12 protein-coding genes are annotated in these 13476 nt (G+C 53.9%); 2 read left to right on the top strand and 10 right to left on the bottom strand.

The genetic code is table 11. The features are described 5' to 3' along the window. Positions 1 to 43 precede the first annotated feature (43 nt). The 9 genes from GOC95_RS13805 to GOC95_RS13765 all read right to left on the bottom strand — a co-directional run bounded on the left by GOC95_RS13805 (position 44) and on the right by GOC95_RS13765 (position 11203). Positions 44 to 406, bottom strand: coding sequence for a hypothetical protein (locus tag GOC95_RS13805; RefSeq protein WP_275357832.1), 363 nt, complete (start codon positions 404 to 406; stop codon positions 44 to 46). Next, positions 396 to 2720 carry an FdhF/YdeP family oxidoreductase gene (locus GOC95_RS13800; protein ID WP_275357830.1) on the bottom strand — a complete coding sequence of 775 codons (2325 nt, stop codon included), beginning with the start codon at positions 2718 to 2720 and terminating at the stop codon, positions 396 to 398. The genes GOC95_RS13805 and GOC95_RS13800 overlap by 11 nt, the downstream gene beginning before the upstream one ends. 335 nt (positions 2721 to 3055) lie before the next feature. Beyond that, positions 3056 to 3544 (bottom strand): BLUF domain-containing protein, encoded by a 489-nt coding sequence (locus GOC95_RS13795; protein WP_275357828.1) that lies wholly within the window; start codon positions 3542 to 3544, stop codon positions 3056 to 3058. 214 nt (positions 3545 to 3758) lie between these two features. After that, positions 3759 to 4973, bottom strand: coding sequence for a DUF2252 family protein (locus tag GOC95_RS13790; protein ID WP_275357826.1), 1215 nt, complete (start codon positions 4971 to 4973; stop codon positions 3759 to 3761). Positions 4974 to 5057: 84 nt separating this feature from the next. Next, on the bottom strand, positions 5058 to 5237 hold the full coding sequence (locus tag GOC95_RS13785) for a hypothetical protein (RefSeq protein ID WP_275357824.1): 180 nt from the start codon (positions 5235 to 5237) through the stop codon (positions 5058 to 5060). Between the two features lie 157 nt (positions 5238 to 5394). Beyond that, entirely contained in the window at positions 5395 to 7149 is a 1755-nt protein-coding gene (locus GOC95_RS13780; RefSeq protein WP_275357822.1) for a GGDEF domain-containing response regulator, read from the bottom strand. A 2-nt stretch (positions 7150 to 7151) separates the two neighbouring features. Further along, complete coding sequence (locus GOC95_RS13775) at positions 7152 to 7595, bottom strand: response regulator (protein ID WP_313985077.1); 444 nt, start codon at positions 7593 to 7595, stop codon at positions 7152 to 7154. Further along, positions 7567 to 9078, bottom strand: a complete 1512-nt coding sequence (locus GOC95_RS13770; protein WP_275357819.1) for a PAS domain-containing sensor histidine kinase — start codon at positions 9076 to 9078, stop codon at positions 7567 to 7569. Before GOC95_RS13770 ends, GOC95_RS13775 begins: the two co-directional genes overlap by 29 nt. A 238-nt stretch (positions 9079 to 9316) precedes the next feature. After that, on the bottom strand, positions 9317 to 11203 hold the full coding sequence (locus GOC95_RS13765; protein ID WP_275357818.1) for a diguanylate cyclase: 1887 nt from the start codon (positions 11201 to 11203) through the stop codon (positions 9317 to 9319). Positions 11204 to 11513: 310 nt separating this feature from the next. Here GOC95_RS13765 and GOC95_RS13760 point away from each other — a divergent pair, with 310 nt between their 5' ends. Next, positions 11514 to 11780, top strand: coding sequence for a hypothetical protein (locus GOC95_RS13760; RefSeq protein WP_275357816.1), 267 nt, complete (start codon positions 11514 to 11516; stop codon positions 11778 to 11780). A gap of 43 nt (positions 11781 to 11823) precedes the next feature. Further along, positions 11824 to 12381, top strand: a complete 558-nt coding sequence (locus GOC95_RS13755; RefSeq protein ID WP_275357815.1) for a YgjP-like metallopeptidase domain-containing protein — start codon at positions 11824 to 11826, stop codon at positions 12379 to 12381. Here the strand turns inward: GOC95_RS13755 and GOC95_RS13750 are convergent. Further along, complete coding sequence (locus GOC95_RS13750) at positions 12327 to 13475, bottom strand: DUF1501 domain-containing protein (RefSeq protein WP_275357813.1); 1149 nt, start codon at positions 13473 to 13475, stop codon at positions 12327 to 12329. The genes GOC95_RS13755 and GOC95_RS13750 overlap by 55 nt on opposite strands. Position 13476: the final 1 nt, after the last annotated feature.

The following is a 13476-nucleotide window of genomic DNA, read 5'->3' as shown; positions in this document are numbered from 1 at the left end:
CACACTTGCCCTGTTTAAACGCACCTGGGTGAATCAAAAAAGATCAGGCTGTTTGCAAGGCCAGCGCAACCTCAGCCCCAGTGGCAGTCAGACTGGCCACCAGCCGGTCCTTTTGTGCGCATACCTTGACCAGCGCCTGGTCATCGAGCGCAGTTAACAGACGCTGCAGTGTACTCATGCGCAGCTCGAGACGTTTGCATAGCGCGGCCAGCGGCATGTGCGCGCGGCCCTGGCTGTGTTCCGCATACAGGCATTCGAGGATGCTGAGCAGCATGACCGCACTCGGGTCCAGCGGGGTCAGGTTGATTGAAGTGTCTTCCCGAGCCTGCGAGTCTTCAACCGCAGAGGGCAGTGTCACCTCTGCCTCGAGCATGGACTGTAAGGTGTGGTCACGTTCAAGCAGCATGGGCGACCTCGGGGGCAGTGGTTTTCTCGATGATTACCGGAATCGATTTGGAGGTTGGGGTACGCGAATCGTCGGCTACGCTTTCCAGCGGTACCAGGTTATTGGTTTCCGGGTAATAGCCACTCAGGCAGCCTGCCGGAATATCGTAAGCCACCACCAAAAATTTGTCTGCGCGGCGCGTAATGCCATCCTGCCAGACGCTCACCAGGTTGATCCAGTCCCCTGCTTGCAGACCCTGGCGCGCAATATCGGCCGGGTTCATGAAGATGACACGGCGCTCGCCAAAGACGCCGCGATAGCGGTCATCCATGCCATAAATGGTGGTGTTGTACTGGTCATGTGAGCGCGTGGTCATCAGCACAAATAACTGATCGCCATATTGCTCACGGGCCTGATGGATGGGCGAGTTTTTAGGGATGGCTTGCAGCGTGAACTCAGCCTTGCCAGAGGCGGTATTCCAGATGCGCTCGCTAGACGGCACGGGCAGGCGGAATCCCCCTGGGCGTTTGATGCGCTCGTTATAGTCTTTAAACGCCACCGGCAGCGTTTGTTCAATCAGGTCACGGATTTTGCTGTAATCCTCAATCAGCGCCAGCCAGGGGATGCTGCTTGCCTTGAGCGTTGCTGCGGCCAGGCGCGCCACAATCGCGGGCTCTGACAACAAGTGCGGGGAAGCAGGTTTGTTCATGCCATACGAAATATGCACCATGCTCATGGAGTCTTCCACGGTCACGCCTTGCGGGCCTGTGGCTTGCGTGTCGACTTCGGTGCGACCCAAACAGGGCAGTATCAAGGCCTGTTTACCATGCACCAGATGGCTACGGTTGAGCTTGGTGGTGACATGCGCGGTCATCTCGCAATTGCGCATGCCTTGCCAGGTGCGGTCAGTATCTGGCGTGGAGATTGAAAAGTTACCGCCCAGGCCAAAAAAGAATTTCACTTTGCCTGCAATCATGGCTTCGATGGCGCCTACCGCATCATAACCTGGCGCTTTGGGGACATTGAGGTCAAACACCTGGTCCAGCCGTTGCAGAAACTCCAGCGGCATTTTTTCATAAATGCCTACCGTGCGATTGCCCTGCACATTGCTATGGCCGCGTACCGGGCATAGGCCTGCGCCTTCCTTGCCGATATTGCCGCGCAACAGCATCAGGTTGACGAGGGTTTTAATGGTGGCGACGCCATGTTTGTGCTGGGTAATGCCCATGCCCCAGGTGGCAATGACGCGATCCCCCGTGGCATAAATGCGGGCAATTTCCTCAATTTGTGCCAAGGGGACGCCGGACTCTTCAACGATGACCTCCCAGCTTTCCTGACGCGCATCTGCGGCAATCGCCGCAAAGTTATTGGTGTGTTCGGCAATGAAATCGACATCGACCACGCGCTCGGTGCCGTGCAGAATGGCTTCGTCATCCCACTGAATGACGAACTTGATCATGCCTTTGATCAGCGCCAGGTCCCCGCCCAGCTTGGGCTGGACAAACAGGCTGCTGATCTTGCTGCCTTTAAAGCTCAGCATGTCAAACGGGCTTTGCGGGTCGGCAAAACGTTCCAGGCCACGCTCTTTGAGCGGGTTGATGGCGACAATGCGTGCGCCGCGTTTAGCCGCTTCACGTAACTCACCCAGCATGCGCGGATGGTTGGTGGCCGGATTCTGGCCAAAAATCAGCAGCGTATCGGCATGCTCAAAGTCATGCAGGGTCACTGAGCCTTTGCCGATGCCCACCGTGGCAGGCAAGGCAATACTGGTGGATTCATGGCACAGGTTGGAGCAATCAGGAAAGTTGTTGGTGCCAAATGCACGCACAAACAGCTGGTAGAGAAAGGCGGCTTCATTGCTGGCGCGGCCCGAGGTGTAAAACACGGCCTCATCTGGATGATCCAGACCGTTAAGCTGTGTTGCCATCAGCGCAAAGGCCTCGTCCCAGGACACTTCTTCATATTTGTCGGTGACCGCGTTGTAGCGCATGGGGTGGGTCAGGCGGCCTTCATTTTCCAGCTCGAAGTCGCTCCAGCCCATCAGCTCAGTCACCGTATGCTGGGCAAAAAAGGCAGGCGGGACACGTTTGGCCGTAGCCTCAGCGGCCACCGCCTTCACGCCGTTTTCACAAAACTCAAAGGTAGAGGTGTGTTCTTTGTCCGGCCAGGCACAACCTGGGCAGTCAAAGCCATCGGGCTGGTTTTGTGACAATAGCGTCATCACGCCTTTGACCGGGATTTTTTGCAGCGCCAGTTGGGCGGCCACTTGCTTCAATGCGCCCCAGCCAGCGGCCGGGTGGTGATACGGTTTAATCACAGCTTTGGATTGCGACATAGTTTCCAGTAAGATTGCGTCAGTACGTTTAACAGTGACAACAGGCGAGATTCAACTTGTCTGTCAGTGGGTTGTGCGGATTGCGGATGGTGTTTATCGTAGTCAGGTTGAGGCAACAAAAACAGACACAGAACCGCCCTAATTTTTAGGATACAGTTATTACGGCAGCGATTCTGATTCCTGCAGGGTCAGGCGTGGTTTTCAGTCAAAACGCCATTCCTTAGACGCGAATCCGAGCAGCGTTGCAGGGGTGTTTGACCCAAGCAACACCGCCCATGTGGAGACCTGTGTTGTGCAAGTGAGGTTGAGGTGTGCACGTAGATGAGTCAGCAGACTTAAGCGACGTGCTGATAGCGGTATTGTTGGGTATTACGGGTCTGCCAGCGACCCTGTCTAAATGCGTTGATCAGGGTTTTCGCCCGCTCACTGTGCATGCCGTCAAAACCGGGTTGATCCCTATCCAGGAAGTCGGTCAATCCAGTCACATGAGCCAAGTCTTCACGCGTCACATGGCGATACCCCATACTCCAGTCGTTAAAACTGCGCGCATCAATGGGTTCTTCAATCAGCTTCATCACATGATGGTGGCGCTGATCATGCGCGATTTTTTCATAGAGGGCATCGATCACCGCCCGCTCCCCTTCCAGCACTTGAAAGAAACATCCTTCCATGTACAGCAGCATGCCGGTGATGTGCAGGTGGCGGTTGTTCTCTCGCGCCATGGCGAGTAGCTGGATCAGCTCCTGGCTGGACATCAGGTGGTCGGCAATGCTGGTATAGCTCAGCATTACGAGGTCGTTTTCCTGTATCGGATCATGGTCCATGGCAGTTCCTTGATGAAACAGACAAACACTATGACCCGTTTGCTTGGGCGAAGGTTCTGGGTGGATGGGAGCGCATGCTTGAAGCTACGCAGACAAACTTAAGCACCTCATCCCGGCTCGCCAGCAGACTAAAAAACCTGCGGCCATGACGCATGGCACAAAGCAGGCGGCACCCGCATTCAACGCGGCCTTGGGCGTTGCTGATCCTTCAGCCTTAAGAGGATTTCTTGAAGGCGGCCTGGTAGGCGCTCACATAGTCCTGCCATTGATGGATGGTCTGATCGGCCACCTGTTTCGCCAGCGTGAGCACGGGGCCTCGCCAGTCGGCGACTTGCGCCCCAAATGCCATCAAGGCTTCGCGGTTGGCGGCGCCCAGATAACCGGCATTGCGCAAATGGGCCCAGGCGGTGAGGGCGGCCATGCTGGCAAAAATATTATCCAGCACGCTGAGTTTGCCATCCCACTGCGTGAGGTCTACCCGGTCTTGCGAGGGTTGCAGCGCTTTGATCAAATAAGACTGTTTGTCTACGCACACGGCTTTGAGAAGGGCGGGCGGCAGGATTTGGGCGCCTGCCTGTATGGTCGCGACGCGTTGAGATTCCAGTGTCCAGTCAGGTTGCGTGAGTTTGATTGCTGCGGTGTTCAGGTAAGGGCTCAGTGCACTCTGGTTGCTGGCTTTCATGTCTACAAGTGCGCGGCGCTCTGGCCCTTTGCCGTTCACCAGCACGACATAGCGTTCCAGGCCCAGGCTGCCAGTGCCGGCAATGCGGCGCGCAATATCCAGCGGATAAAAGAATTCTTTTTTATCCTGCACTTGCATGGCCTTCATGTATTTTTCCAAAGCGGCTTGTTTTTGCGCTTTGTCCAAGGCCAGCGCACGTTTGCCGTCTATCAGGAGTGTATCCGGTGCTTTGGCATTGGTCCGGCTTTCGATAAAGGCCTGATTGCTGCGCTTGCTCAAGTCTGACAACAGATGCCTGATCGAGCCACGGGCCGTTTTGCGCTCTACCCATTTGGGTTTGCCTTCCGCCAGTGCCTGCGCGTAGTTCTGCACCATGATGTCAAGCAGTGCAGTGGTTTGTTTGGGTTTGAGCTTGAGTGTGTCCTGGGCGACCAGCAGGCTGGTCAGCAAGCGCGTCAACTCCCACAGGCAAGGCGCCAGGGCCGCTTCATCAAAATCATTGAGGTCAAAATAGGCCAGGCCGTTTTCGGCTTTGTAGCTGCCAAAGTTTTCCAGATGCAGGTCGCCGCAAATCCAGGCGGCAGGGCTTTTTAGCTTTGCGAGGGCTGGGTGCCAGTCTTCATAAAACAAATGGCAGGTGCCGCGCAAAAACACAAACGGGTCTTTGCACATGGCGGCCAGTTTCATTTGCAGACGCTCAGGGTCGCGGCCGGCGTTGTAGTGTTGGATTCTGTCTAAAATAGGCATGGCGGTTCCGGAAAAGGGTACAAAGCGTTGTCTGCGCGAGGCTGGTTCTGAAAGGGATGCTAGGGGCTTTCAGCACGCAACGGTTTAAGGCAGGCCGACCAGCTTGAGATATTCCTCCAGCGTCAGCGTCAATCTTTGCAGTGAGGCATTCACCTCATCCAGCGGTTGGTTATCATGTAAATGCAGTTTCTCCAGCAGGCTTTTATGGGCCTCGATGGCTTGCAAGTGCGCTTCGAGCTTGGATGTTTTGAGGTCTTGGGTCATGGCGGATTCTCCATCATCGTCGGGGGCTGTGAACAGGCTTGAGCGCCTGCTGCAATCTATGTATGTCTGTTTCGAGTATCAATCGGATGACTAAGTTTTGTGGCGCCTGCTGAAAATGATGTGTGGATGGCTGGGCGCTTGCCTGATCAATGTTAACTCATCCTGCCTGGTCTGGCTCGCCATACAGTGACAGGTAACGGGCGGGCTGATGCGAGCTTAAAAAATGTTCAAAGTCGTCAGGCGACAAGGGTTTTGCAAACAGGAATCCTTGCAGCTTGTCTGCACCCAGTGCTCGGCACAGGGTGGCTTGTGGCAGGGTTTCTATGCCTTCGACAATGACTTCAAGATCCAGACTTTTGGCCATGACGATCATGGCTTTGAGCAGGCGACAATCCGCCTCATTCTCTGGCACATTTTGCACAAAGCTGCGGTCTATTTTCAGGATAGAGGCAGGCAGGTGTTTCAAATAGGTCATGGACGAGTAGCCTATGCCAAAATCATCCAGTGCCACTTTGAGCCCAAACTGCTTGAGGTGACGGAGTCTTGCCGAGGTTTTGTCAAAGTCAGACACCAGTACACTTTCGGTAACTTCCAGTAACAAACAGCTGCCAGGCAGGTCAATCTGCCTTAAATCACGCTCAATTTCAGTCAGCATGTGTTCATGTTGTAACCATTGTGCGCTGGCATTCACTGCGAGTACGCAGTCCGCGTCAATCAGACCGCTCTGGCGCCAGCGTGCAAACTGTAAGCAGGCCAGTTGCCGGTTTCTGCTGTCGATCTCGGCAAAAAAGCCAAGCTCTTCCACCACATCGATAAAGACCGCCGGTGGCAGCAGACCTTGCGTGGGATGCTGCCAGCGCATGAGCATTTCTGCACCGCACACGGTAAAGTCTTGTGCATTCAATACCGGTTGGTAGTACTGCACCAACTGGTTTTGCAGGCGTTGCGAACGCAGTTCGTTCTCTACCATCATGCGATGGATAATCTGCTCTTGCAGTACTTCGCTGAAAAAGTGAAAGCCATTTCGCCCTGCACGCTTGGCATGATACATCGCCAGGTCGGCACGCTTTAACATGTCTTCTGCCGTGCTTGCGCAGCGGGGAAAGGTGGCAATGCCTATGCTGCAGGTAATAAATTGTTCGGTTTGATTCAGCGCAAAAGGCTCACGCACCTGTTCGAGGATGCGCTGCGATAAGGCGCCGACGGCGGTTTCATTTTCCAGATCGTGCACGATAATGGCAAACTCGTCCCCTCCCAGGCGGCAGACCATGTCGCCTTCTCTGACCACTTCCTGCAGTCGCTGTGCGACCTGCTTCAGCAGGTGATCGCCAGAGTCATGTCCCAGGCTGTCATTGACCAACTTGAAATTATCAATGTCCAGATAAATTAAGCCGAGTTGAACGTTGAGGCGATGCGCACGTTGCATGGCATTGCGCAAATGCTCTTCAAAATAATATCTGTTTGATAATCCGGTCATCGGGTCATTCTCTGCCAGATACTTCAATCGCTTGTGCGTTTCAATCAACTTGTTGTTCAGGGCATGGCGGGCTTGCGCGTGTACCAGCGCTTTGGTCAGGTGTCGCTCAGACAGCTCTTTTTTAAGTAAAAAATCCTGGGCCCCGGCGAAGATGCAATTTCTTTCTATGGTCTCGTTATCTTCCATGCCGGTCAGGATCACCACGGCGGCCTGCTTTTCTGTGTGTTGTGTGAGTTGGCTTAACACATCCAGGCATTCCATATCGGGCAGGCGGTAGTCGAGCAGTACGATATCAAAATCGTTTTCTTCATACAGTTTCAACGCTTTGACGGCGGTATTTGCATGCACAATATCCTTCACCAGTGATGGGTTTTGCAACACCCGTACCACAGCCATGCGGTCCAGTTCATCATCATCTACCAGTAGCAGGCGCATGGTTACTCCTTCGTGGCTGGCAGCTCAACAATGCGCCAATAATGCTCAATTAGCCCCATGACTTCCATAAAGTCGCGGTCCATGTGCTGCTTGAACACATAGCCCGCGACATGTTTGCGGTAGGCCGCGACCAGGTCCTCGTCTGATTTTGACGTCGTCAGCACAAACACCACAGCATGGGTTAATAATGGATCCGTGCGTAAGGCTTCCAGAAACTCCAGGCCATTCATGCGCGGCATATTCAGGTCAAGCAGGATAATATAGGGTGCAGGAATCTGGCCCGAACGCAGCAACTCCAGCGCTTCACGGCCATCGCGGGCTCGAAACAGGGTGTTCAACAGTCTTAATTTGCGTAATGCGCGCTCCAGCGAGATGGCATCAATGTCGTCATCGTCAACAATCAGCAACGATACTTCCTTATATCGATGTTTGGGCAGGATTTGCACGCATCAACCTTTCTTCTATATTGATCGGCCAGGTGAACGTGATCGCACAGCCGCGCTGACCATCGGAGCGGATGCTGGTACTGCCCCCATAGGCTTCGACGATTTTTTTAACCAGTGCCAATCCCATGCCACTCCCTTCCACCTCATCGCGCGGCCTCAAGGTCTGGAACATGATATAAACCCGCTCCTGGTATTCTGGAGAGATACCCGGCCCATCATCAATGACGCTGAACTCATAGTAATGCGGGCTGGCCTGCTGCCATTGCAACTGAATGCTGCCGCGCGTTTGATCGTGGTGTTTGATGGCATTGCTAAACAGATTGCGCAGCACCTGTTCCAACGGGGTGGCCAGCGTATAAAACGTGGGCAAATCGTCTGCCATCTTCAGGCTAAAGCCTGCAGGCGGAGCTTGCATCTCAAAAATGGATTGCGCTACTTTGCCAAGGTCGACCTGGCTGACGCTGCCTTCCAAACGTCCGGCGCGCGAATAGGCCAGTAAATCATCCAGCAGGCGTTCCATTCTGCGCAACCGTCCGCGCAAGAGAGACATGTGACCACTAATGGCCTCCACTTTGCCCTGGTTGAGATCTTCTTCGATCCAGTGCGAAATTTGGAAAATGCCGCGTAATGGGGACTTGAGGTCGTGGGAGGCCACATAGGCAAAAGTGGCCAATTCTTTATTGCTGCGCTCCAGCTCGTCACGGTGTTGCGCCAGCTTTTCACTGGCTTTGACACGGGCAGAAATGTCCGTAATGGCCGACAGCACCTTGACGCCGTCATCGGTTTCTATCGGATTAAGCCCGACCTCGACAGGAAACTCACTGCCGTCCTTGCGGCGGCCATATAAGTCCCGCCCGGTGCCCATCGCCCGCGGGCTCAGCTCGGAAAAAAAGAAGGCCCGGTGATGGGCATGCTGATGGCGCAAGCGCTCGGGCAGCAACATATCTATGGATTGCCCCAGCAGCTCCTCGCGCGGGTAGCCAAAAATACGTTCTGTTTGCGGATTGACCATTTCGATCAAGCCATTTTTATTCACCATCACCATGGCATTGGGCGCGGCTTCGACGACCTGGCGAAAGCGCGCTTCCATGCGCTTGCGTGCCGAAATGTCGGTAATGGCTGACAAGACTTTGACGCCATCATCGGTTTCAATGGGATTGAGCCCGACCTCGACAGGAAACTCGGTGCCATCCTTGCGGCGGCCATACAAGTCACGTCCGCTACCCATGGCGCGAGGTCTGAGGTCTGAGAAAAAGGCGGCGCGATGATGCGGATGCTGTTGGCGGAAGCGCTCAGGTAACAAAATGTCTATGCTTTGTCCAAGCAACTCTTCTCTTGGGTAGCCAAAAATGAGCTCTGTCTGTGTATTGACGAGTTCGATCAGGCCGCGACTGTTTACCATCACCATGGCGGTCGGGGCGGCTTCTACTACTTGCCGGAAGCGCAGATTGGCTCGCGCAACGTCTCCACTTTCATCATGCATACCCAATCTCCCATGGTGACTGCACTTAATATTTTTATTTTAATAGTTGATGTTGCACTGTTGAAAAGAAGCACATGCGACCACTGTGTTGCCGAGAGAGCTGATGCTGCAAAAGTATTCTTGCAGCTCGCTGAACCGTGGTTTTTATGATGAGTCACAGTCTACACCCATCTTGCTGACTCTTGTATAGTACATCAGTGTGGATAATCTTGCTGTCGGACTCCCGCATACGTTCTGGTCAGTCTGTTGGCGCAATACTGACGGCGTTCCGTCCAGACTGTTTGGCCTGATAGAGAGCCGCATCTGCCTTGATCAGCAGTTTTTCCAAGCTGATGCTGGTCTCCGAGGTGGCAGCTAAGCCAATCGAAATAGTCAGGTGAAGAGCGCGGTGGTTTCCAAGGTGCATTTCGGTGTTAGCTGCAGTCGTTCGCAAGCGCTCCGCGACTTCTATCGCTTGTTCTTTCTGCGTATCTGGCAACAAGATCGCAAACTCCTCACCACCATAGCGGCTGATCAAATCAATATCGCGCAACTGCGTCTGACATTGCCGGGCAAACGCTTGCAATACAACATCGCCAGCCTGGTGGCCATAGTTGTCATTGATTTTCTTGAAGTGATCGATGTCTATCATCAATAAAGCGATGGCGCCGCCACGGCGTTTGAGTCTTGCCAGCGCGATATTGGCCTCTTGGATAAAGTGGCGTCGATTGGGCAATCCGGTTAAAAAGTCTTGATTGGCTTGCTTCTGCAATTTTTCCTGTAGCGCCTTGTACTCAGTAATATCTTGTATTTGTACGACAAAGTGCTGGAGCTGGCCTGCTTCATCTTTAATGGAGGAGTAGGTCAACAAGACCCAAAGCGTATGACCTTGGCTATGAAAAAAGCGCTTTTCTACCTGATAGTTATCTCGCTGGCTAGTGAGCAGCGAGTCCAGCAGCAGATGGTCAAGCTGGTGGTCGTCAGGGTGGGTGATCTGCTGGATGGTTTTCTGGCATAACGCCGCTTCATCTTCCCCCAGCATATGGCATAAGGCCCGATTTGCCTGCATAAACCTGCCATCGAGGCCTAGCAAAGCCATGCCGATGGCTGCGGAGTCATAGGTTGAGCGAAACAGTTTTTCGGATTGAAACAGGGCGTGTGAATGTTCAGCCGCCATTCGCGCGTGTTTGCTTTCACGGCGTTGGAATACAAACAACATAGTGAATGTAAAGAGTGCAAAAATACTGAAGCAGATGATCTGAATCATGGCATTTTCGTACCAGTATCTAAAAATGCGTTCAAGGTCGCGGCTGACCGCCACCATGAGTGTGCTATGCAGTTTGAGGTCGCCGGGGGCCAGTGTGGTTTGAGCCACCATACGCTGCTGCCGGGTTGAATATAACTGACCACTAAATACGGTCACCGCTTTGCCGCTTTGGATATGCCGGGTAAAAAATGAACCAGGAGTTGCCAGATTTGTGCCCGGCTTGAGCCCGTTGTCGGGCACGCTCATGAACAGCACGCCTTTGCTATGTATCAGGGAACTGCGGCTATCCTGCGTGTATAACACAGAGGCTAGCAGCGGTTTAAAATATTCGGGATCCAGAATGGCAGTGACAATCCCGGAAAATTCACCCTGCTTGCCAGGAATGATCCGGGTCAGGTTGAGTATATAGTTACCGCTCATACCGGTGAAAGGGGGCGAAACGTAAAGCCTGTCGGGATCACTAACCCGCCGGGCGGTCTGGTAATAATCGCGGTAACTGAAGTTCATGCCAAGATATTCTGGAAAACTAGTGTATATCAGTGTTCCATCGGCATCAAACACGTCAAATCCCCGTATTCCTGGCATGGCGCTCGCCATGGTTGTCAAGCGTTTGGTCGCGACTTGCTGGTGATGTTTCCACTCCGGGATTTCTTGAATAATGGCCAGTAAGGCTTGATTGGCGCCTTGAAACTGGAAGGCCAGGTTTTTTGAAATGACATTGGCTTGCGTAATCAGGCGGTCGCGTTCATTCGCTTCAATTTGCGCATGCTCATGGTAAATATTGAGCGCAATCAATCCGCCAAGCACAGACAGTGCGAGCACAAGTTCTATCCAGAGCACAACGGTCAAGCGAGTTAATAACTTTTTATGCGTGATCATGCGATGTTTTTTGCGCTACCAATGTTGACCAGGTTGAAGTGCGATTGTCCATAGCAGAGTAATTAGCATACTGCAATATTTACGCGATATCTATATTGTCTTTGCACGCGCGCAGTGTTCATGGCATTTTTGATGGATACCGCGCATGCGCGACGGTAGATGAGGCAGAAAATTGGCCGGCCTGTGATGGTTTGATTGGCCTGACGCAGGATGAACTGGTTTAAACAGCTGTTAACAGGAAGCTTTCCTGTTGTGGCCTGGCGGCAGCTGGCTTAGTGTATGCGGTCATAGGTATGCAAGCGGGCCAACAATGAGACCTTTCACTAATGTATGGATATTGGCGACGATCTTGTCTGCAGTGGTCGGGGTGGCCTGCGCGGCAGATGCGGGTGCGACGACGCAAGATGGCCGCCCTTTTGCGAGCCTGAATGCGGAGGCCATCGCGCAGCTGAGTCCTGTCGATCAACAGGCCTATGACGCCTGGAAACGGGCGTCAGCACCGCCGGTGACGACATCTACCTATCAGGAGGAAAATGGCCCCAACACCATGGATTTGTCTTCCGATTTTTCGATGTAACTGATTTTTGAATGTTGTGGCCGTTGCCGTTTAAAATGGCGGCATGTCTGCGACCTTGATTCAACAATTTCTGCCGGGGTATCACGCGCATTTACGTGCGCAAATTGCCCAGTTGCATGCCCAGGGCCAACTGGGCCATTATCTGCAGCAGCGTTATCCCGAGACGCACACGATTCAAAGTGACAAGGCGCTGTATGATTTTTGTAATGCGCTCAAGCAGCGCTATTTGAAAAACGCGCCCTTGCTCGACAAAGTCTATTTCGACAACCGGCTCACCATAGAAAAGCAGACACTGGGGCTCAATGCCGCCATTTCGCGGGTGCAGGGCGGCAAGCTCAAGGCCAAAAAAGAGATCCGGATTTCGGCTTTTTTTAAAACGGCGCCGCTGGCATTTCTCAACATGATCGTGGTACACGAACTGGCACATCTCAAAGAGCGCGAGCATGACAAGGCGTTTTACCAGCTCTGTCTGCATATGGAACCCGACTACATGCAATATGAGTTTGATTGCCGGGTGTATTTGTTATGGGGCGCCCTGCAAAAACATCAGCTGGATGCCGGAAACAGTGTGCGGGCCACCTTGCCTGGCTCCAAGCCATAGTGTGCGCTCACCAATGCCGTGATTGCCTTATCCAGCGCCAGTGTCGGTTGCAAGTCGCGCCCTTGATACAGCTGGCTGTCTTTGAGGCCGGGCCAGTCGGCGATGACTTTGCCGGCTGGCCAGCTTCGATTGCTTGCCGTGATGGCGGGCAGGGCGCCCCCAAACGCCAGCATGGCGGCGCCTGTGCCATGGTCGGTGCCGCCTGTCCCATTGGCGGCGGCGGTGCGGCCAAATTCGGTGGCGACGATGATCAGCGTTTGCTGCCAGTGATTCCCCAGATGCGTTTGCAGGCTGGCGAGCAGGGTGTCCAGGTCAGACAGCTGTTTGCTCAGACGGCTGTTTTGGGCGCTATGGGTATCCCAGCCGCCGGTTTCCAGCATGGCAATGCGCGGGCCGTCTGGCCGGCTTAAAAAATCACCGACCATGTTGCCCAGCGCTGCTGGTTGCTGGCTGTTTTGCCCTTGCATGCCTTTGTCCGCCATATTCTCGACTTGCATCGCACTTTCCCAGGCGGCATGTAATTGGGCATCCTGCTGGTAAAGTTGGCTGACTCTTAACAGTAAATCATCGGAGGGTTGTGGCAGCTTGGCACTGGCATAGGCATCGACCTGATAGTTGCCACGCAAGGCCAGCGGAATGGTGGGGGAAAATGCAATCGCCTCGTTTTGGGCGGGCGGCAGCAGGCCGAGCAAGCGATTCAACCAGCCATCTTTGAGCTGATAAGCACGCGTCCCCCCACTTTCCAGCACATTCTGCCCGTCAAAATGGGAACGTTCGCGGTAGGCCGAGGCCACCGCATGCACAAACAGTGCATGTTGCTGCTGGTAAAGTGTCTTGGCCTTGACCAGGGACGGGTGTAGCGCAAACAGGCTGTCCAGCTTGGTGTCATTGATGTCTTGCACGGCCAAGGCGCCACGCAAGCGCTGGTAATCGGGATCTGCATACGGAATCACGGTGTTCAAGCCATCGGCCGCGCCGCGCTGGATGATGAAAATAAAGCGTTGTTCGGTCGCCGCCGCCGCAAAACTCAAGCTGGGGAGCCAGAAGGCGGCCAGCCCGGCGCCGCATAATTTCACAAATTGTCTGCGCTGCATG

It is taken from the genome of Methylophilus sp. YYY-1, assembly GCF_029132825.1.
GTDB lineage: Bacteria > Pseudomonadota > Gammaproteobacteria > Burkholderiales > Methylophilaceae > Methylophilus > Methylophilus glucosoxydans.
The sequence above is the reverse complement of the archived record's forward strand: the minus strand, read 5'-3'. Positions and strand labels throughout refer to the sequence as shown.